This is a genomic window from Meridianimarinicoccus sp. MJW13 (assembly GCF_014901205.1).
Classification (GTDB): Bacteria; Pseudomonadota; Alphaproteobacteria; order Rhodobacterales; family Rhodobacteraceae; genus Meridianimarinicoccus.
Map to the genome: position 1 here is coordinate 156,255 of NZ_JACNMU010000003.1, position 17,304 is coordinate 173,558.

At 61.5% G+C, this 17,304-nt stretch carries 18 protein-coding genes; 12 read left to right on the plus strand and 6 right to left on the minus strand.

Annotated features, from left to right (window positions below):
- The first annotated feature begins 16 nt into the window (after nt 1–16).
- The 6 genes from paaA to H8B03_RS06420 are packed head-to-tail and all read left to right on the plus strand — an operon-like array spanning nt 17 to nt 4,407.
- Entirely contained in the window at nt 17–991 is a 975-nt protein-coding gene (gene paaA, locus H8B03_RS06395; RefSeq protein ID WP_193140901.1) for a 1,2-phenylacetyl-CoA epoxidase subunit PaaA, read from the plus strand.
- The gene (gene paaB / locus H8B03_RS06400; RefSeq protein ID WP_193140902.1) at nt 988–1,326 is read left to right on the plus strand and encodes a 1,2-phenylacetyl-CoA epoxidase subunit PaaB; all 339 of its coding nucleotides are present in this window, start codon (nt 988–990) and stop codon (nt 1,324–1,326) included. Before paaA ends, paaB begins: the two co-directional genes overlap by 4 nt.
- Nucleotides 1,326–2,093, plus strand: a complete 768-nt coding sequence (gene paaC, locus H8B03_RS06405; protein ID WP_193140903.1) for a 1,2-phenylacetyl-CoA epoxidase subunit PaaC — start codon at nt 1,326–1,328, stop codon at nt 2,091–2,093. The genes paaB and paaC overlap by 1 nt, the downstream gene beginning before the upstream one ends.
- Nucleotide 2,094: 1 nt before the next feature.
- Nucleotides 2,095–2,553, plus strand: coding sequence for a 1,2-phenylacetyl-CoA epoxidase subunit PaaD (gene paaD, locus H8B03_RS06410; RefSeq protein ID WP_193140904.1), 459 nt, complete (start codon nt 2,095–2,097; stop codon nt 2,551–2,553).
- A 12-nt stretch (nt 2,554–2,565) separates the two neighbouring features.
- Nucleotides 2,566–3,633: a 1,2-phenylacetyl-CoA epoxidase subunit PaaE gene (gene paaE / locus H8B03_RS06415; RefSeq protein WP_193140905.1), complete on the plus strand. Its 1,068-nt coding sequence runs from the start codon at nt 2,566–2,568 to the stop codon at nt 3,631–3,633.
- 9 nt (nt 3,634–3,642) lie between these two features.
- Nucleotides 3,643–4,407, plus strand: a complete 765-nt coding sequence (locus H8B03_RS06420; RefSeq protein ID WP_193140906.1) for a Phenylacetic acid catabolic protein — start codon at nt 3,643–3,645, stop codon at nt 4,405–4,407.
- Nucleotides 4,408–4,423: 16 nt separating this feature from the next.
- Here H8B03_RS06420 and H8B03_RS06425 read toward each other — a convergent pair whose 3' ends face one another.
- The 4 genes from H8B03_RS06425 to paaG are packed head-to-tail and all read right to left on the minus strand — an operon-like array spanning nt 4,424 to nt 7,569.
- Entirely contained in the window at nt 4,424–5,020 is a 597-nt protein-coding gene (locus H8B03_RS06425) for a TetR/AcrR family transcriptional regulator (RefSeq protein ID WP_193140907.1), read from the minus strand.
- A gap of 2 nt (nt 5,021–5,022) precedes the next feature.
- Entirely contained in the window at nt 5,023–6,333 is a 1,311-nt protein-coding gene (paaK, locus tag H8B03_RS06430; RefSeq protein WP_193140908.1) for a phenylacetate--CoA ligase PaaK, read from the minus strand.
- A gap of 22 nt (nt 6,334–6,355) precedes the next feature.
- Nucleotides 6,356–6,781 (minus strand): hydroxyphenylacetyl-CoA thioesterase PaaI, encoded by a 426-nt coding sequence (gene paaI / locus H8B03_RS06435; protein WP_193140909.1) that lies wholly within the window; start codon nt 6,779–6,781, stop codon nt 6,356–6,358.
- A 2-nt stretch (nt 6,782–6,783) separates the two neighbouring features.
- Nucleotides 6,784–7,569 (minus strand): 2-(1,2-epoxy-1,2-dihydrophenyl)acetyl-CoA isomerase PaaG, encoded by a 786-nt coding sequence (paaG, locus tag H8B03_RS06440; protein WP_193140910.1) that lies wholly within the window; start codon nt 7,567–7,569, stop codon nt 6,784–6,786.
- A 97-nt stretch (nt 7,570–7,666) separates the two neighbouring features.
- Between paaG and H8B03_RS06445 the strand changes: the two genes are divergently transcribed.
- The 6 genes from H8B03_RS06445 to H8B03_RS06470 all read left to right on the plus strand — a co-directional run bounded on the left by H8B03_RS06445 (nt 7,667) and on the right by H8B03_RS06470 (nt 15,549).
- Nucleotides 7,667–9,676 carry an FAD-dependent oxidoreductase gene (locus H8B03_RS06445; RefSeq protein ID WP_319022443.1) on the plus strand — a complete coding sequence of 670 codons (2,010 nt, stop codon included), beginning with the start codon at nt 7,667–7,669 and terminating at the stop codon, nt 9,674–9,676.
- A gap of 34 nt (nt 9,677–9,710) precedes the next feature.
- Nucleotides 9,711–10,727 carry a TRAP transporter substrate-binding protein gene (locus tag H8B03_RS06450; RefSeq protein ID WP_193140911.1) on the plus strand — a complete coding sequence of 339 codons (1,017 nt, stop codon included), beginning with the start codon at nt 9,711–9,713 and terminating at the stop codon, nt 10,725–10,727.
- A gap of 66 nt (nt 10,728–10,793) precedes the next feature.
- On the plus strand, nt 10,794–11,300 hold the full coding sequence (locus H8B03_RS06455) for a TRAP transporter small permease (RefSeq protein ID WP_193140912.1): 507 nt from the start codon (nt 10,794–10,796) through the stop codon (nt 11,298–11,300).
- Complete coding sequence (locus H8B03_RS06460) at nt 11,297–12,649, plus strand: TRAP transporter large permease (RefSeq protein WP_193140913.1); 1,353 nt, start codon at nt 11,297–11,299, stop codon at nt 12,647–12,649. The genes H8B03_RS06455 and H8B03_RS06460 overlap by 4 nt, the downstream gene beginning before the upstream one ends.
- A gap of 30 nt (nt 12,650–12,679) precedes the next feature.
- Nucleotides 12,680–14,716 carry a phenylacetic acid degradation bifunctional protein PaaZ gene (paaZ, locus tag H8B03_RS06465; RefSeq protein ID WP_193140914.1) on the plus strand — a complete coding sequence of 679 codons (2,037 nt, stop codon included), beginning with the start codon at nt 12,680–12,682 and terminating at the stop codon, nt 14,714–14,716.
- A gap of 17 nt (nt 14,717–14,733) precedes the next feature.
- Nucleotides 14,734–15,549, plus strand: a complete 816-nt coding sequence (locus tag H8B03_RS06470; RefSeq protein WP_226925749.1) for a PaaX family transcriptional regulator C-terminal domain-containing protein — start codon at nt 14,734–14,736, stop codon at nt 15,547–15,549.
- Here H8B03_RS06470 and H8B03_RS06475 read toward each other — a convergent pair whose 3' ends face one another.
- Both H8B03_RS06475 and H8B03_RS06480 read right to left on the minus strand, forming a co-directional pair.
- Entirely contained in the window at nt 15,550–16,812 is a 1,263-nt protein-coding gene (locus H8B03_RS06475) for a TRAP transporter large permease (protein ID WP_193140915.1), read from the minus strand.
- Nucleotides 16,812–17,300 (minus strand): TRAP transporter small permease, encoded by a 489-nt coding sequence (locus tag H8B03_RS06480; RefSeq protein ID WP_193140916.1) that lies wholly within the window; start codon nt 17,298–17,300, stop codon nt 16,812–16,814. The genes H8B03_RS06475 and H8B03_RS06480 overlap by 1 nt, the downstream gene beginning before the upstream one ends.
- Nucleotides 17,301–17,304 lie beyond the last annotated feature (4 nt).

Below are 17,304 nucleotides of genomic sequence, written 5' to 3' on the forward strand. Positions count from 1 at the left end.
CCGGGAGGAAAAAGACATGTATGCACAGATGGTAAAATCTGAATCCGCCGACGATAGCGCCGAGGCGAAAGCCTTTCAGGAGCGCATCGACGCGGGCGAAAAGATCGAACCGAAGGACTGGATGCCTGCGGGCTATCGCAAGACGCTGATCCGCCAGATCGGCCAGCACGCCCATTCCGAAATCGTCGGCCAATTGCCCGAAGGCAACTGGATTACCCGCGCGCCCACGCTTGAACGCAAGGCGATCCTGCTGGCCAAGGTGCAGGACGAGGCGGGGCATGGTCTTTACCTTTATTGCGCCGCGGAAACCCTGGGTGTGAGCCGCGATGAACTGACCGAGATGCTGCTGGATGGCCGCATGAAATACAGTTCGATCTTCAACTACCCGACGCTGACCTGGGCCGATATGGGCGCGGTCGGCTGGCTGGTCGACGGTGCCGCGATCATGAACCAGGTGCCGCTGCAACGCACGTCCTTCGGCCCCTATTCCCGCGCGATGATCCGCATCTGCAAAGAGGAATCGTTCCACCAGCGGCAAGGCTACGACATCATGATGAAGATGGCCGCGGGCACGCCGGAACAAAAGGCAATGGCGCAGAACGCGCTCAACCGGTTCTGGTATCCGTCGCTGATGATGTTTGGGCCAAGCGACAAGGACAGCATTCATTCCACACAGTCGATGGCGTGGAAGATCAAGATGAACACCAATGACGAGCTGCGTCAGAAATTCGTCGACCAGACCGTACCGCAGGCCGAATACCTGGGCCTGACCGTTCCGGACGAAACCTTGAAATGGAACGAGGAAAAGGGCGGCTATGACTTTGCCGAACCGGACTGGGATGAATTCTTCGAAGTGATCAAAGGCAACGGCCCCTGCAACACCGAACGGCTCGCCGCGCGCAACAAGGCGTGGGACGACGGCAAATGGGTGCGCGACGGGCTTCTGGCCCATGCCGAAAAACGTGCAATCAAAAAGGTGGCAGCAGAATGAGCTCTCCCAATTCCGCATATCCCGACACACCCGAAACCCGCACCAAGCCCAAGCGCCATGAATGGCCGCTTTGGGAAGTGTTTATCCGCGGTCAGCACGGAATGAGCCACCGCCATGTCGGCAGCCTGCATGCGCCGGACGAGGAAATGGCGATCAAGAACGCCCGCGATGTCTATACCCGCCGCAACGAAGGCGTGAGCATCTGGGTGGTCGAGGCACGTCATATCGCCGCCTCCAGCCCTTCGGAAAAAGGCCCGCTGTACGAACCGTCGGAAAGCAAGGTCTACCGTCACCCGACGTTCTTTGACATTCCCGACGAAGTAGGGGCGATGTGATGGCACAGGTTGATCAAGCCCAACTTTTCGAATTCCTGTGCCGCATGGGCGACAACACCCTGGTGCTGGGCCATCGCGTCAGCGAATGGTGCGGTCTTGCACCGGTGCTGGAAGAAGACATCGCGCTGGCCAACACGGCACTGGATCTGATCGGTCAGACGCAGATGTGGCTTGGCCTTGCCGGTGAAGTCGAAGGCAAGGGCCGGTCGGCAGATGATCTGGCGATGCTGCGCGACGTCTGGGATTTCCGCAATGTGCTGCTGGTCGAACAGCCCAACGGCGATTTCGGCCAGACGATGATGCGCCAGTTCCTGTTTGACGCCTGGCATCTGGCGGTGCTTACCGCGCTTGCGGAGTCGTCGAATGACCGGATCGCGGCCATTGCCGCCAAGGCGGTCAAGGAAGTGCAGTACCATGTCGAACGCTCGGGTGACACGGTCATCGGGCTGGGCGACGGCACCTCTGAAAGCCACCAGCGGATGCAAAAGGCGCTGAACCTGCTGTGGCCCTATGTGGGCGAGATGTTCGTCACCGACGCAGTGGACGACGCCATGGCCAAAGCCGGCATCGCCCCCGATCTGGCAACGCTGCGCGCCGCGTTCGACACCCATGTCGGCGGCATTCTGACCGAGGCGACGTTGACCATCCCGGACGGCAAGTTCACCCACAAGGGCGGCAAGACCGGCTTTCAGCACTCCGAACACCTCGGCCACATGTTGACCCAGATGCAATGGCTGCAACGCGCCTATCCCGGAGCGACGTGGTAGGATGAAACCCGCGGCGGAGGAGATCTGGGACTGGCTCGACGCCGTGCCCGACCCCGAGATCCCGGTGATCTCGGTTGTCGATCTGGGCATCGTGCGCGAGGTGAATTGGGACGGAGACACGCTCGAAGTTGCGGTCACGCCGACCTATTCGGGGTGCCCGGCGACCAGTGTCATTTCGATGGATATCGAAACCGCGCTGCATGACCGGGGTATCCGGGACGTGCGCATCAAGACCCAGATCAGCCCGCCCTGGACAACCGACTGGCTGTCCGAAAAGGGCCGCGCCAAGCTGATGGACTATGGCATTGCACCGCCGCGCGCGGCGGGTGGACCGGACTGCTGCCCGCGCTGCAAATCGACCAACGTGACCCGGATCAGCCAGTTCGGATCGACCCCGTGCAAGGCGCAATGGCGCTGCGCCGACTGCCTTGAGCCTTTCGACTATTTCAAATGTATCTGAGGAGCACCATTGATGGCACGCTTTCATCAATTGTCCGTCACTGATGTCACGAAGACCATCCGCGACGCGGTTGTCGTGACGCTGAAGCCGGTAAACGGCGGGGATTTCGACTTCATCCAGGGCCAGTACCTGACTTTCCGCCAGGATTTCGACGGGACCGAGGTGCGCCGCTCTTACTCCATCTGTGCCGGCAAGGACGATGGTGTGTTGCAGGTGGGCATCAAGAAGGTCGATGGCGGCGCGTTTTCCACCTGGGCCAACGAAAGCCTCAAGCCCGGAATGACCATCGAGGCGATGGAACCGATGGGCAGCTTTCACACGCCCATCGACCCGCAGCAGCCGAAGAACTATCTTGGCTTTGCCGGTGGGTCGGGCATCACGCCTGTGTTGTCGATCATGAAGACGGTTCTCAGGCGCGAACCCGAAAGCACCTTCACGCTGGTCTATGCAAATCGCGGCGTGAACACGATCATGTTCCGCGAAGACCTGGAGGATCTCAAGAACCTCTATATGGGTCGCCTGACCGTGATCCATGTTCTGGAAAGCGATGCGCAGGATATCGACCTTTTCACGGGTCGGGTCGATGCGGACAAGTGCAAGGCGCTGTTCGAACACTGGATCGACATCGACAGCATCGATACGACGTTCATCTGCGGGCCCGAACCGATGATGCTTGGCATCGCGGCAGCGCTGCGTGAACACGGGCTGACCGACGAGCAGATCAAGTTCGAGCTGTTCGCCAGTGCCCAGCCCGGTCGCCTTGCCCGCCGTGCCAGCAGTTCCGCCAGCGGGGCGGCCGCCAAATCGACCGAAGCGACCATCACCATGGACGGATCGGCGCGCAGTTTCACCATGGACAAGGATCAGTCGATCCTCGACGCCGCGCTCGAAAACGCGCTGGACGCGCCCTATGCCTGCAAGGCCGGTGTCTGTTCCACCTGCAAGTGCAAGGTGCTGGAAGGCGAGGTCGAGATGATCGCCAACCATGCGCTTGAAGATTACGAAGTGGCACAAGGCTATGTCCTGTCTTGCCAGTCCTACCCCCTCACCGACCGCGTGGTCGTGGATTACGATCAATAGGAGCCGACCATGACCGACACGATGGATATCACGGACTACCTTGCCCAGGGCGGTCGCCTCACCAACCCCGCCAACGTGCCGACGCGCTATCGCGCCGAACTGATGAAGATCATGGCCACCTTCGTGGATAGCGAACTGGCCGGGGCTGCGGGCTTTGCCGACGTGATCAATGCCGGGCCGGGCATCAAGGAACGCATCGCCGCCGCGCGGATCGTTCTGGAAAAGACCGACAATGCCGACAAGGTGCTTAAGCTCATGGGTGAATTCGGCGCGAACACCGATCGCTATGCCAATCATCACCCGTGGTCAGACCGCCTGCCCCGCGACACCGCCCCCGGCACGACGCGCAACGCGCATGACATGCGGTTGTCGGTCCTGAACTACCCGCTGGATGGCTGGGTCGATGCGGTGGTGATGAACCTGCTGATGGGCCTTGCCGTGGATGTGCAGCTGTCGGAATTCCTGACCTCGTCCTACCAGCCCTTTGCCGAAGCCATCCGTGAGGTTGCCCCGCGCGAGCAGCGCCATACCGAACTGGCCGCGGAAGGTCTGGAAAAGCTGATCGCACAAGGCGAAACCGACGCCGTCAACCAGAGCGTTGCCTATTGGTGGCCCCGCGTCAGCGACAGCTTTGGTTCGGGCGTTTCCCCGCGCAGCGATACGCTCAAGGCGATGGGATTGCGCCACAAGACAAATGCAGAGCTGCACGATACCTGGGTCGAGATTGCGACGGCCGCGTTGAAAAAGCTGGGGCTGGATCGACCCGCCAGCTGAACGGGATGCGCGGCTGTCAAAGGCCGCGCACACCCGACAATGTCAGGCGGGTGACCAGTTTCGCGTATTCATCCCGCGCCTGATGGTCGGCGGTTCTGTTCCACATGTAAAACCAGTTGAGCATCCCGAAGATCGACATGACGGTGGCGTGCAGTTTGCGCGTGTCGTCGTCGAACACCTTGGGCGCGATCCCGGCAACCACACGGCTCATCTGCGTCACCAGATCGCGCTGATAGGCCTTGAGGATTTTCTGCTGATCCGCTGGCAGCAAGGGGATGCCTTCGGTCTGGATCTTGTGTTCGTGATCCATGCCTTCATAGGCGCGCAGCGTTTCCGTCACGATGCGCCCCAACTGGTCTGACGGGTCAAGCCCGGTCATGTCCAGCCCGAGAATCCGGTCCCGCAACGCCGACAGATAGGTATCAAGGATGTCGAACAGCAGCGCATCCTTGCTGCTGTAGTAGTGGTAGATGTTGGCTTTCGAGATACCACAATCCTTCGCCACTTGCGCCATCGACGCCCGCGCGAAGCCTTGATCGGCAAACACGCGGGCGGCGATTTTCAGGATATGGGCACGCTTTACATCGTGGTCTTTAGCTATGGGACGCGACACGTTTATTCCTTGTTGCGATTGTCCACGACACGGACAGCCTTGCCCTGGCTTCGCACCACCGATCCGGGATCACCGACGATCACCTCGATGGACACTCCGACCATATCCTTGACATGCTTGGTCAACATCCGCGCCGCCGCCGTCTTGGAGAGCTCGCTCGCGGCATCCGCATTGGCCTCGACATAGACACGCATTGCGTCCATGCGACCCGATTTGTAAAGCTCGATCTGGAAATAAGGCGCAAGCCCGCCGGTGGCCATGACCTGTTCCTCGATCTGCGTCGGGAACACGTTGACACCCCGCAGGATCATCATGTCGTCGGACCGTCCGGTGATCTTTTCCATCCGCCGCAGGCTGCGCGCGGTGCCGGGCAGCAGCCGGGTCAGGTCGCGCGTGCGGTAGCGGATCATCGGCATGCCTTCCTTGGTCAGCGTGGTAAAGACAAGTTCGCCTTCCTCGCCATCTTCCAGAACCTCGCCGGTCACGGGGTTGATGATCTCGGGGTAATAGTGGTCTTCCCAGACGTGCAGGCCATCCTTGGTTTCCACACATTCGTTGGCCACGCCGGGGCCCATGATTTCGCTAAGACCGTAGATATCCACCGCATGCATGTCGAACGCCGCTTCCACTTCGGCGCGCATCGCGTTGGTCCAGGGCTCGGCCCCGAAGACGCCCACTTGCAACGATGTGCTGCGCGGATCAATGCCCGCCTTGTGAAACCCTTCAAGGATGTTGAGCATGTAGGACGGCGTGACCATGATCCCCGTCGGCTGGAAATCGGTGATCAGGCCCACCTGCTTTTCGGTCTGGCCACCGCCCATCGGCACAACCGCCGCGCCCAGCTTTTCGATGCCATAGTGCGCGCCAAGTCCGCCGGTGAAAAGACCGTAGCCGTAAGCGTTGTGGATGATGTCGCCCGCCCGCAAGCCCGACGCCCGCAGGCTGCGCGCCAGCGTGTCGGCCCAGACCTCGATGTCGTTCTTGGTATAGACCACAACCGTCGGTTTACCGGTGGTGCCGGATGACGCATGGATGCGCACCAGTTTTTCCTTCGGCACCGCGGCCAGACCAAACGGATAATTGTCGCGCAGGTCGTTCTTGTAGGTGAAGGGGAACTTGGCCAGATCCTTCAATTCCTTGAGGTCGTCGGGGTGGACCCCCGCCTCGTCAAAGCGTTCGCGATACATCGCCACGTTGTCATAGGCGTGGCGCAGCGACCATTTCATCCGTTCCAGTTGCAGCGCCATGATCTCGTCACGGCTGGCAACCTCGATCGGATCCAGATCGGATTTTTTCGGGCTCAGATCTTTCATGTAGTATCCTCCATCCCTCGGATTATTCTTCGAACAATTGGCCTTTGATCGAGCGTGACAACCCGCGCATTTCCGCGATGGTCTCACCCTTCTGATTTGTCACGCGGACGTCGTAAATGCCGCTGCGACCGGTCAGCGACACTTCATGCGCGGTGGCGGTCAGGATGTCTCCGGCGCGGGCGGGCGCGGTGTAGGTGATCATGTTGCTTTGCGCGACGGTCGCCTGGTTGCGGCTGTTGCACGCAAAGGCCATGGCGCTGTCGGCCAGCGAAAAGGTGATGCCGCCGTGGCAAATACGATGCCCGTTGCAATGATGCTGCTCAACCAGCAGCGTCATCACCGATGTGCCTTCATCGACCGACACCAGCGTCATGCCCAGCCATTGCGAGGCCCCGTCATCCGACCACATGGCCTTGGCGGCGCGCGCGGCGCGTTCCTTCGGTGTCATGGTCACGCCCCTTTGAACGCCGGTGCGCGCTTTTGCAGGAAGGCAGACACACCTTCGGCGTAGTCGGCACTTTCCCCGCAGGTTTTCATATACTCGGCCTCAAGATCGAGATGATCATCAAGCGTATCCGTTGCCGACGCCTGGATCGCGGCCTTGCTGAGCCCAAGGCCAAGCGTCGGACCATTGGCGAACCGCGCGGTCATGGTGCGTGCCTCGGTCATCAGGTCGTCATCGGGCAGGGCTTTCCAGATCAGGCCCCAGTCTTCCGCCTGCTGCGCGGGCAAGGGCTGCGCCGTAAAGGCCAGACCCTTGGCGCGCGCTTCGCCTAGAAGACGCGGCAAATGCCAGCTGCCACCGGTGTCGGGGATCAGACCAACCTTGGAAAAGGACTGGATGAACTTGGCACTCTGCGCCGCAAGAACAACGTCACAGGCCAGTGCCAGATTGGCCCCCGCCCCGGCCGCGACACCGTTCACCGCACAGACAACCGGAAATTCCAGCGACCGGATCAACCGCACGAGCGGGGCGTAGTAGGTGCGCACCGTCGCACCCAGATCGGGGGGTGTTGTCATCTTGGAAGGGTCACGATCTCCAAGGTCCTGACCGGCACAAAACCCGCGCCCGGCCCCGGTCAACAGGATCGCGCGCGCCCCGGAATCGCGTGCTTTCTCAAGCGCGCTACGCAGAGCAAGATGCATCTCATCATTGAAGCTGTTGAGTCGGTCTGGCCGGTTCAAAGTAATTTCCGTCCAGTTTTCATGGGTTTGAACGAGAATCGATTCAGTCATTCGGGATCACTTTCTGGCTTGCACAAATTCACACTTGCATAAACCGACCGGTTGGTCAATTAATGATGACAGGAACGATTCTTGCGGAGGAGACATCGTGGGCACTGTTGATGTACGCTTGGAAGACGGGCTGGCATGGGTGACGGTAAACAACCCGCCGGTCAATGCGACCTCGACCGCTGTCCGCCAGGGTTTGCTTGACGCGGTCACGGCCGTTCAGGGCGCCCGCCTTGCCATCTTGCAATGCGCGGGACGCACATTCATCGCCGGCGGCGACATGACCGAATTCGATGCGCCGCCGCAAGAACCCCATCTTCCCGATGTCGTCAACGCCATTGAAGCCAGCGAAACGCCCTTTGTCGCCGCGATGCGCGGCACCGTGCTTGGCGGTGGGCTTGAAATCGCGATGGCTTGTGCCTGGCGGATCGCGGCGCCTGGAACAAAGTTCGGTCTGCCCGAGGTCAATGTCGGTGTCATCCCCGGTGCCGGTGGCACACAACGCGCCCCGCGCCTGTTCGGCTGGGACGCTGCGCTAGACATGGCCTGCTCTGGCAAGCTGATCTCGGCGAAAGAGGCGCTTGCCCTTGGCGCAATCGACGCGATCGACGCAGACCCCGAAACCGCCGCGCAAGGCCTGACGCTGGATGCGCCGACGCCGGTTTCGCAACGCCCTGCCCCGTCGCTGGACGACACTTGGTTCTCCGAAAAACGCAACGCTCTGTCCAGCAAGGCCCGCGGCACCGTCGCGCCCTTGCACAATCTCGATGCGCTGCAATGGGCGGTCCTGCCCTTTGCCGAAGGCCAGCCCAAGGAACGCGCCCTGCATCTTGCGCTTCGCAAAAGCGATGAAAGCCGCGCCTTGCGCCATGCCTTCTTTGCCGAACGCGCGGTGGCCCGGCCCAAGGATATCGAAGGCGGTACCCCCCGCGACATTACGCGGATCGCCATTGTCGGTGGCGGGCTGATGGGGGCCGGGATTGCCGCCGCCTGCCTGAGTGCGGGATATCGGGTGTCCATCATCGAACGCGATCAGGACGCGGCCAATGCTGCACAAGACCGCGTTGCCGGCTTGATCAACGGTGCGCTCAAGCGCGGCAAGATCGACCAGACCACGCATGATGCTCAGATCGCCTCCTTCAACGCCGGTGTCGGATATGACGTGGCCAGGGATGCAGATCTGGCGATCGAAGCGGTGTTCGAGGATGTCGAGGTCAAGAAGGCCGCTTTCGCGGGTCTGGCCAAGGCCATGTCCGACGACGCCATCCTTGCAACCAACACGTCCTACCTTGATCCGCGCGACATCTTCGCAGGTATCGACAACCCGTCCCGCTGCGTCGGTCTGCATTTCTTTTCTCCCGCGCATATCATGAAGCTGCTGGAAGTTGTGAAGCTGCCCGAGACGTCGAAAGACACGCTCGCCACGGCATTCGCATTGGCAAAACGGCTGCGCAAAGTCGCCGTACTGTCGGGCATCTGTGACGGGTTCATCGGCAACCGGATGCTCGCCGTCTACCGCCGCGCGGCGGAATACATGCTGGCCGATGGCGCGACACCGAAACAGATCGACGACGCGATGCGCGCCTATGGCATGGCAATGGGCCCGTTCGAGGCGCAGGACATGAGCGGGTTGCAGATCGCCGAAGCCAACCGCCGCAGGCAGGACGCGACGCGCCCGGCAGAGGAACGCTATGTGACGATCTCTGACCAGCTTTGCGCGCTCGGGCGGACCGGACAACGCACCGGCAAAGGCTGGTATGCCTATGTCGAGGGCGACCGCACACCGCAGGTGGACCAGGTCGTGACCGATCTGATCACCCGGTATTCCGCCGAGACCGGCATCTCTCGGCAGACATTCACACAGGCGCAAATCCAGACCCGATTGCTTGCGATCCTAGCCAATGAAGGCGCACGGATCGTCGAGGAAGGCATCGCCGAAAACGACGCGGCGGTCGATATCGTCAAGCTGCATGGCTACGGCTTTCCGCGCGCGCGCGGCGGGCCAATGTTTGCCGCACAAACCGCCGGTGACGTCACGATCCGCGACGCACTGGATGCGCTGGACCGGCAAAGCCCCGGCAGCTGGACCCGCGCAAAACGCTATACCTAACGCCCACCCGTCATGAGATCAGGAGGAGATACCCATGAACAAATCCCTATTCGGAGCCCTGACCGCGCTGTCCTTGACAGCCGGTGCCGCCGCAAACGCAGAAGCGGAATACACGCTGGTCATTTCCAGCTGGGTGCCCCCGACCCATAACATCAACGCGCAGATGCTGCCGAAGATGATCGAGATGATCGAAGAGGCCACCGATGGCCGCGTGACCGGCGAAGTCCGCATGGGCATCGCCCCGCCGGATGCCCAGATGGACATGGTGCTCGATGGTGCGGTTGACGTGGCCTATGTGTTCCACGGCTATCAGCCCGGCCGTTTCACCGGCTACAAGCTGGTCGAGCTTCCTGGCGTCGACACCACCGCCGAGGCGGCATCGGTCGCCTATTGGAACCTGCATCAGAACCACCTTGCCGCGCTTGACGAACATCGCGGCGTCAAGGTGATCGGTCTGCATACCCATGGCCCCGGCCAGCTGCACACCAACGCACAGGTCAACGGCCTTGCCGATATCTCGGGTCTCAAGCTGCGGATGCCCGGCGGCGTGGCAAGCGATGTCGGCTCTGCCCTGGGGGCCACCGGCATCCAGGTGCCCGCGCCCAAGGTCTATGAAACGCTGGCGTCCAACACCGCCGACGGCGTGATGATGACCATCGACAGCCGTCAGGGCTTTCGCCTGACCGAAGTCGCCCCGAACTACTTCGAAATCCCCGGCGGTTTCTTCCGTGGTTCGTTTGCCTACATCATGAACGAAGACCTGTTCGCCGACCTGCCCGAAGACCTGCAAACAGCGCTTGAGGAAAAGGTGTTCGGCGAGCCGATCAGCCGCATGTCCGGCGCAGTCTGGGATGAAGGCGATGCATTCAGCATCCAGCTGACCAAGGACACCGAAGGCAACACGATCACCCAGGCCTCGGCAGAGGATATCGCATCCTTCGCGTCGATCATCGACAACGTGACCGCCAGCGTCGTGGAAGAAGTCAGCGCCAAGGGCATCGACGCCCCTGCGGCCCTTGCATCGTTCCGCAGCGAGCTGGGCGTTCAGTAACCTGACCGCACACCCACAGGCCGGGCATTCCTGATGCCCGGTCCCGGTTTCCCGAGGAGGCGGTCGATGCCGACGATCAAGAAAGCCTATCATCTGCTGGTTCAGATTCCGATCTGGCTGGCCTGCGCCGCCTTGTTCATCCTGATGGTGATGACGTTCAGCGACGTGATCCTCAGATCAAGCTTTGACGCCCCGATCGAAGCGGCAACCGAACTGACCCGGATCTTCGTTGCAGTGATGGTCTTTGCCGTGATGCCGCATATCTCGGTCACCAACCGCCATATCGCGGTCGATCTGACGGATGGCATTTTCGCCCGGTTTCGACTGACCCGTGTCAGAGACGGGCTGGTCCTGATCCTGTGCGGTGGCATGCTGTCATGGCCGGTGTCGCAGGTCTGGAAACTGGCCGAACGCACGCGGGAATACGGTGATGTCACCGAATACCTCGCCATGCCGCAATTCCTGACCATGTGGTTCATCGCAGCGGGCATCACGCTTGCGGCGGCGGCGATGGTGGTGGCCGGGGTGCTGACCCTGGTGGCACCACGAATCCTCAGGGAGCTGAAAACATGACTGCTGCACTGATCGGTTTCGGCGTTGTTCTTATCCTGGTTCTGTTGCGCATACCCATCGTGTTCGCGATGGGTCTCGTCGGAACGCTGGGCTTTGCCTATGAACGTGGCGGCAGCCTGTTCGATGATCGCGGGATGCGCGCGTCCTTGTCCATGGTCGGGCGGCAGATTACCGACACGGCACAGGATTATGGCCTCTCGGTGATCCCGCTTTTCATCCTGATGGGCCTTTTTGTGAACAAAGGCGGCATGGCGCGCGAACTCTACGCGGTGTCCAACGCCTTCCTTGGCCATATGCGCGGCGGTCTTGCGATGGCAACCGTCATGGCCTGCGGCGGATTCTCGGCGATCTGCGGATCGTCGCTGGCGACGGCTGCCACCATGTCCAAGGTGGCGATGCCCGAGATGCGCCGCTTCAACTATTCCGACCAGCTTGCCACCGCGTCGATCGCGGCGGGCGGTACGCTGGGCATTCTGATCCCGCCTTCCGTGATCCTGGTGATCTATGGCATCCTCACGGAATCCTCGATCGGCAAGCTGTTCATGGCCGGGATCATTCCGGGCATCATGGGCATCCTGTTCTATCTGGGCGCGGTGCGCTGGACCGTCTGGCGTCAGCCCGAGGCCGGCCCCGCAGGTGAACGCACCGCCTGGCCGCAACGCATCGTTGCACTGAAATCCGTATGGGCGGTGCTGCTGCTGTTCTTCCTGGTGATCGGCGGCCTTTACGGCCTGTTCGATTTCGAACCGCTCAACCTGACGTTCTCGCCCACAGAGGCGGCAGGCATGGGGGCGATGGGCGCATTCATCATCGCCCTGTCGCGCGGCGGGCTGAATTTCGCGGCGTTGATCGACGTTCTCAAGGAAACCGCGCTCACTTCGGCCAGCCTCTTTGCGGTTCTGATCGGCGCGCAGGTGTTTTCGAACTTCGTCAACATCGCCGGAATGCCCGAGGCTCTGATCAGCCTGGTTACCGCCTACGACGTGTCGCCGTTGATGGTCATGGTGATGATCCTGCTGGTCTACCTGGTGCTGGGATGTGTGTTCGAAAGCATGTCGATGCTGCTTCTTACCGTGCCGATCTTCTTTCCGCTGGTCACATCGCTTGGCTTCGATCCGATCTGGTTCGGCATCGTGGTTGTGGTGGTGGTCGAGATTTCGCTGATCACGCCGCCGGTCGGGTTGAACGTGTTCATCCTCAAGGGTGTGGTCGGCAATGTGTCCACCGGTACGATCTTCAAGGGCGTCACCCCGTTCTGGATCGCCGACATCATCCGCCTTGCGCTGATCGTCGCCCTGCCAATCATTGTTCTGTTCTTGCCAAACCAAATGGGTGGCCTTGGACACTAGTTGTCTGCGCCGCGCACGAAAGGAAACGACATGAGCCTTCTTGAGGTCAAAAGCTTTGCGGCCGGTCAATGGGTCGCCCCCGATGCCAATGCCCGGATCATCGAAAACGCCGTTACCGGCGCGCCTCTGGGCCGCGCGGGCAACGATACGCTCGATGTGCAGGCCATGCTCGACTATGCTCGCCAGACCGGCGGTCCGGCCCTGCGGGCGCTGACCTTCCATGACCGCGCCCGCATGCTCAAGGCGCTGGCATCCCATCTGGGCAAGCACAAGCAGGCGCTTTACGACCTGTCCTTTGCCACCGGGGCCACGCAATCTGACCACATGATCGACATCGACGGCGGCATCGGCACGATGTTCGTCTTTGCCTCCAAGGGCCGCCGCGAAATGCCCGACGCGCATGTCTATCTGGACGGCGATGTCGAACAACTGTCGCGCAATGGTACTTTCATGGGCCAGCACATCGCCACGCCGTTGCAAGGTGTTGCGGTGCATATCAACGCCTTCAACTTCCCGGTCTGGGGGATGCTGGAAAAGCTGGCGCCGACCCTGCTTGCCGGTGTGCCCGCCATCGTCAAACCCGCAACCGCGACCTGTTACGTCACCGAACTGGCCGTGAAGATCATGCTCGACAGCGGCATCCTGCCCGCAGGTGCATTGCAGCTTGTGTCGGGTGGCTTGGGCGACATGCTCGACCGGCTGACCTGTCAGGACGTGGTTGGCTTTACGGGCTCTGCCCAGACGGCATTCAAGCTGCGCTCGGCCCCGCATATCCTGCGCAACTCGATCCGTTTTGTCGCGGAACAGGACAGCCTGAACGCCTCCATCCTCGGCCCCGATGCCGTGCCCGGCACACCCGAATTCGACCTCTTCATCAAAGAGGCACACCGCGAGATGACCACCAAGGCGGGCCAGAAGTGCACCGCCATCCGCCGCATCCTCGCGCCGCAGGCGCAGGTCGATGCAGTGATCGAGGCGCTGAGCGCGCGTCTGGCCAAGACCGTGATCGGCGATCCGCAGGCCGAAGGCACCCGCATGGGCGCGCTGGTGTCCAACAGCCAGAAACGCGACGTGCTGGAAAAGGCCGGGCTTATCGGAACAGAGGCCGAGCGCGTGTTCGGCGATCCCGACAAGTTTGACGTTCAGGGCGCGGATGCGGCCAAAGGCGCGTTCCTGCCGCCGATGCTGTTCCATTGCGCCGACCCCGACGCGGCCGTGCGCATACATGACTCCGAAGCCTTTGGCCCGGTGTCGACCGTCATGGGCTACCGCGATCTGGATCATGCCATCGCACTGGTCAATCGCGGCGAAGGCTCTCTGGTGGCGTCGGTCATCACCCATGACCCGGAAGTTGCGCGCGAAGTGGCGATGGGCGCCGGTGCCTTCCATGGACGGCTCTATTTCAACAACCGCGACAGCATGAAGGAATCGACCGGCCACGGCTCTCCCCTGCCCCACATGGTGCATGGTGGCCCGGGTCGCGCCGGCGGTGGCGAGGAACTCGGCGGCGTGCGCGGCGTGATGCATTACATGCAGCGCACCGCCATTCAGGGCAGCCCCGATATCCTGACCGCGATCGGCCGGAAATGGGTTCCGGGCGCGACGGAAAAACCCGCCCCGGCGCATCCCTTCACGCGGACGTTCCACGACCTGCAGATCGGGGAAACCATTCACACCGCGCCGCGTGAAATCACCCTGGCCGACATCGAACATTTCGCCGAGTTCACCGGTGACACGTTCTATGCCCATATGGATGAAGCCGCCGCGACACGAAATCCGTTCTTCCCCGGACGTGTCGCGCACGGCTACCTGTTGCTCAGCTTTGCCGCCGGTCTGTTTGTGGAACCGAACGAAGGCCCGGTTCTGGCCAATACCGGTCTGGACGCGCTGCGATTCATGAAACCGGTCCAGGCGGGTGACAGCATGAAGGTGCGCCTGACGGTCAAGCACAAGACACCGCGCAACGACGAATACGGCGAAGTGCGCTGGCACGTCACGCTGACCAACCAGGACGATGATCTGGTGGCCGAATACGATCTTCTTACGATGAACGCCTATTCATCCTAGGCTTGGAAATCCTGCATATGCGCACTAAGACCGCGCATATGCAGACCACGTCATTCACCGACATCGCCAGACACCTGACCGATTGTGGAACACCTCGGGTGTGGTCGCTTCTGGTTGCGGTGTTCGGCGAATTGGCGCTGGACCGCGACGCGCGGATCAGCGGGTCGCTCCTGCGCCACCTGACCGAACAAATGGGTGTCAAACCCGAGGCCATGCGCGTCGCGCTTCACCGTCTGCGAAAGGATGGCTGGATCGAAAGCGCCCGCACGGGCCGCACCAGCGACTATTTCCTGACACCGTGGGGCCATGCGCAAAGTATGCAAGCCTCGCCCCGCATCTACGCCGCCGGGCCGGCGGCCAAGTCCGCCTGGCTGGTGCTGTCCAACCCGGCAAACCCCGCGCAGCTGGAGGCATCACCCGGCGCCTGGGTGTCGTCCAACGTGATGATCACCTCGGTGCCACCGGAAACCGAGGAGGTGTTCACAACCCCGGTGACCGACACCTGCCCCCTGCCCGCGTGGATGAGCGCCCGGATTTGCGACGCCGATACCGTCAGGCTGTCGCAGGATTTCGCATCCGCATTGCACGCCCTGCGCGCAACCCTGGGATCGGACCCGCAACTGACCAGCATCGAAATCGCGGCGTTGCGGGTTCTTCTTGTCCACAGTTGGCGGCGCATCATCCTGAAGGCGCCGGTTCTTCCCGATCATGTGTTTCCCGACGGCTGGCGCGGCGTCGAATGCCGCGTCAACGTGTTCAACCTGCTTGACCAGTTCCCGAAACAGGCGCTGGCCAGCCTGGAAACCGCGCTGGTGTCCGGCGAGCCCCGCTGATCAAAGCAATGCGAGCGACAGCCATGGCACAAAGCTGACGAGGAGCAGTGTCAACAGCATCAGGCCGATAAACGGCAACACCGACACGGTGACCAGGCTGAACTTTTCCTTGAACGCGGTGGTAGCCACCAGAAGGTTCAGCCCCATCGGCGGCGTCAGCAGCCCGATTTCAAGGTTCAGCACCATGATGATCCCCAGGTGCACGGGATCAATCCCGAAGGTCGCCGCCACCGGCATGAGCAGCGGTCCGAAGATCAGCAAGGCCGAGATCGTGTCCATGAACATGCCGACCACCAGCAACAGCAGGTTCATCATCAGGATGAACAGGATCACGTTACCGATATTGGCCTGAAGCCACGCACCCAATGCGTTCGGCACACCTTCGGTTGCAAGGAACACGTTCACGCTCATTGCGATGGCGATGATCGGCACGATCGAGCCGAGCAACGCGACCGTGTCCTGGACGATCGAGTAAAGATCGCGCACGCCGACCTCGCGGTGAATGAACATCTCGACCAGCAGCGCATAGACGAGCGCGACCGCGGCGGATTCCGTTGGCGTGAAATAGCCCGAATAGATCCCGCCCAGAAGCAGGATCGGCATGAACAGTGCCGGACCACCCCGCAGGACCGCCGTCCGCAAGGATTTGCGGGTCTCAGGCGTCGGGGTCGGCATGTCACGGTTCACGTAAAGTGAAAAGGCCACCATGATCGCGGTCAGCATCAGCCCCGGTATCAGACCGGCCAGAAACAGATCGACAATCGAGGTTTCGGTCGCGATGCCATAGATGATCAGCGGAATGGACGGAGGGATGATGATGCCCAGCGTCCCGCCAGAGGTCAGCGCGCCAAGCGCGAATTTCTTCGGATAGTTTTCCGCGAGAAGCGCCGGATACAGCACGGCGCCCACGGCAAGCAGCGTCACCGGGGACGACCCCGAAATGGCGGAAAAGACGGCACAACTCAGGATGGCCGCGGCCCCCAGGCCGCCGCGCAGGTTTTGCGTGAACGCGATCGCCACATCAATCAATCGGCTGGCAATGGACCCGCGCGTCATCACCGCACCCACAAGGATGAACATCGGGATCGACAACAGTGCTTCCTTGTCGATGGCGATCCAGGCGTCCTCGACCATGTAAAGCAGATCACCATCACCCCAGGTCAGGTGAAGATAGGCAACCGTGACGGCAAGAATGATCACCACGTTCTGACGCAGCGCCAACAATCCGACCACGATCAGCAAGAGAATTACGGAAGCGGCCATCAGATGCGGTCCTCATGCTTGGGTTGCAGATCGGGATCGATCGCAAAAAACAGGTACCGCAGTCCCGCCGAGGCAAAGCCGTAGGGAAGGACAAGCTGTGCGATCCAGACCTCGAGCTTGAGCGGCGGAGTCGTAAACCCCATCGCCTTGTTGTCCAGCACAAGCAGAGCGCCGAAATAGGCGCCGCCGAACATCACGGCAGCCCCCACAAGATGGCCCAGTCGAACGGTCACCGGATCAAACCGGGCCGGAATGGCCCCATCCAGAACCGACGGGCGGATATGCCGGTTCAGGGCGACCGCGACGGCAATCCCGATCAGAGCCGATCCATTGGCCAACAGGACCGCCATGCGCTGCCCCCCCCAGATCGGGGAGGCAAAGAGTTCGCGTGAGATGACATCGGCAAACAGGATCGCGGCGGCAATCGCATAGAACACGCCCGCGACCAGTGTTTCGACTGTCAACAAGGCCGACAGGAACCGCTTCATGGCG